This is a genomic window from Protofrankia sp. CiP1_Cm_nod4 (assembly GCF_982290645.1).
In genome coordinates this window covers 1-2,758 of the sequence record NZ_CEVIVC010000270.1, presented here as the reverse complement: position 1 = coordinate 2,758, position 2,758 = coordinate 1, and the positions used below count along the sequence as shown (strand labels likewise).

The 2,758-nt window shown below is 65.6% G+C and carries 2 protein-coding genes; one reads left to right on the top strand and one right to left on the bottom strand.

The annotated features are described in order from the left end of the window. Positions 1-164: 164 nt before the first annotated feature. Positions 165-1,598 carry an IS66 family transposase gene (tnpC, locus tag AC5LSR_RS24035; protein ID WP_250289934.1) on the bottom strand — a complete coding sequence of 478 codons (1,434 nt, stop codon included), beginning with the start codon at positions 1,596-1,598 and terminating at the stop codon, positions 165-167. A 221-nt stretch (positions 1,599-1,819) separates the two neighbouring features. Here tnpC and AC5LSR_RS24030 point away from each other — a divergent pair, with 221 nt between their 5' ends. Further along, positions 1,820-2,698, top strand: a complete 879-nt coding sequence (locus AC5LSR_RS24030; RefSeq protein WP_250289937.1) for an EVE domain-containing protein — start codon at positions 1,820-1,822, stop codon at positions 2,696-2,698. Positions 2,699-2,758 lie beyond the last annotated feature (60 nt).

The window sequence follows — 2,758 nt, the reverse complement described above, 5'->3', positions numbered from 1 at the left end:
AACCATATGGGATAGGCGACAGGGCCCGTCATCTGTCTGATCAGTTTCAGATCACCGTCAGGTCAGACGCCATTTGCGTAGTCGAGCGACCAGCGGATGAGTCGAGACAAGATCATCACCCTGATCGAAACCCGTAACTGGTCAGGTACCGATTTGATCTTGGGTTAGCTGGTTGCGGGCATCCAGGGGCGGCCCTCGGCGAGGTGGACGAGGGCGTCGAACAAGGGGATGCCGTGTTTGGTGGCGGTGGACAGGTAGCTTCGGATCGCGCAGAACTGGCGGGCGCCGGTGAGGGTGCGTAGACACCCGGATACTTTCTGCCGCAGTTTGATCATGCGGATGTCGCGTTCCGAGCCGTTGTTGTCCGCGGGTATCCGCGGGTTACTGGTGAAGCGCAGGTAGTCGGCTTCGCGGTCGACGAGCCGGCAGGCCAGCGCGTGGCGGGCGGCCATGAGCTTCGTGCCGCGGGGCGAGGTCTGGGTGATCCCGATGTGGGCGGCGTGGCGCAGCAGCCGGGTGTGGGTCGCCAGGTCGGTCGGGTCGACCGTGGTGCCGGTGGCGGCGGCGTCGACGGTGAGCCGGTGCAGCGCGAGGAGAGCATCGGCGGCCTGGGTGGCCCAGCACCAGCTGCCGGCCGGGGCGGCGTCGACGATCCCCTGCAGCTCACGCAGCACGTGGGCGACACACAGCTGGTGGGTGGCGTCGGTGTAGGTGTCATACGGCGCCCAGGCGTCGTGGATCACGATCCCGGCGAAGCCGGAGAGCACCCCGAGGGCGTCGATCCCCGCGGTTCCGCGTTTCGGATGGCAGTCGATCAGCGTGTACCGGTCGGTGCGAGCGACGTGCACCCAGTGCAGTTTCCCGGCGACCCGTAGCCCGGTCTCATCGGCGCCGACGACCTCGGCGTCGGCGAGGCACTGGCGGACCGTGGCGAGGAAGCCATCCAGGCCCGTGGCGGCACGGGCGGTCATCGCACCGACCGTGCCCGCCGAGATCGGGATCCCGACCAGCTCGGCCAGCGCGGTCGCGGTTCGTTCCTTCGACAGGAACTGACCGGAATAGAGGTAGACCGCCGCCGCGCTCACCCGGGGCCCGTACTGGACCGGGGCATCCACCCCGTCCGGCGCGGTCGCCTTCGTGCGTGTCCCGCAGCCGCATTCCCGCTCGACCAGCTCATGTTCGATCACATGCGGGCGTAGTTCGGGCAGGTCGAACACCTGCCGGCGTTCGGTCCGGGCCACCGGCCGGCCCGCCAGCGACGCCCCGCAGCCCCCACACGGCCCCGGTTCGTGCCGCAGCCGCACGTCGGGATCGTCCACCATCCGCAGCGTCGATCCGGGATGCCCGCCCTGCCCACCAGGGCGCCGGCCGGACTTCTTCCGCAATGACTTCGGGGGCGGTTTCGCCAGCCCGTCCGAACTCGGTGGCTTCGCCGAGTTCCGCGACGTCTTGCCGACCTGGGCCTCCAACTCGGCGATCCGCGCCCGGGCCTGTTCCAACTCGGCCCGCAACTGCGCGATCAGTGCCGCCTGCTCCACCACCAGCGCCGCGAGCTCGTCATACGACGGCACCGACGGTGCGGGCGGATCACCGGACACACCTGGACCCTACGGTCCGATCAACCACGCGGCGCCAACGCTCCTGGGCTGCCAGGTCATCGAAGAGTCCCAGCCTGCCATGAAACCAAAAACAAACGATCTACGAGACCTGACCAGTTACCGAAACCCTTGGTGACATGACAACCGCTCTTGCCGAGACCGACTTGCCAGACAAGACCAAGGTATACTGTTACTTCAGCCATATGATACCATTCCAAGCCATGATCGAAGCGGGGACGGAAACAGCGGAGACCGGATCGGATGGGCGGCGGTACTGGATCTGGGTTACCGGGCCCGACTACTACCTGGATGAGAACGGCACCGATCGTCCAGAGCTCGACCCGACCCGGGGGTCCGCTCCGGACGACTGGTGGACATGCCACAAAGAGACCCGCGAAGAGGACCTCATCCTGCTCTACCGGTCTCAGATCAAGAAAGACATCGCCTATCTAATTGAGGCCAGGTCAGACGCCTACGCGCTCCGCAACGGCGACGTGGCCGCGGACCTGGGGTGGGACGTCGCCTGTGACTATGAGGTGATCGAAAAGTTCCGCAGGCCGCTACAGCTCGCCGACATGCGAAGCGATCCGGTCCTGGCCAACTGGGGTCCGCTGCGGGCGAACCTCCGTCGCCGGGCCTATGAAATCCCCCGGCCTATCTGGGCTCACCTCCTCGGTCGTCTCAGCCCCGACCACACGGCGACGGACCGCCTCCGGGAAAAGGCCACGCGACGGTACCTTCTGGAACGCGACATCGAGAACTACCTTGCCGGGCACATGGAGCTCTTCTCTCGCTACGGTCTGCATGTGGACCTTCATGCCCGGCAGTACGTCTGTTACAACGGCGGCCGCGCCGATCTCATCTGCTTCGAGCGCAGCAAGAAGCGCTTTATCGCGATAGAGCTGAAGAAGGGGGCCGTGGACCGCAACGCGGTCGGCCAGGTGCTCAGCTATCGAGCGAGTTTGGAGGACGAATTCACCTCCTATCGGCAGCCGCTCGGAATCCTGATCGGAGACAGCATCAAGAAAGATGCCGCAGCCATGGTGAATCGGGACAGTCGGCTGTCGTTCATCCCGTTGGACGAGCTGCTGTCGAACTGAGAGACTTTCACCGAGAATGACCTCCCCGATAGGGCTGTTAGAGGGTGGGCGGGGTCAAAC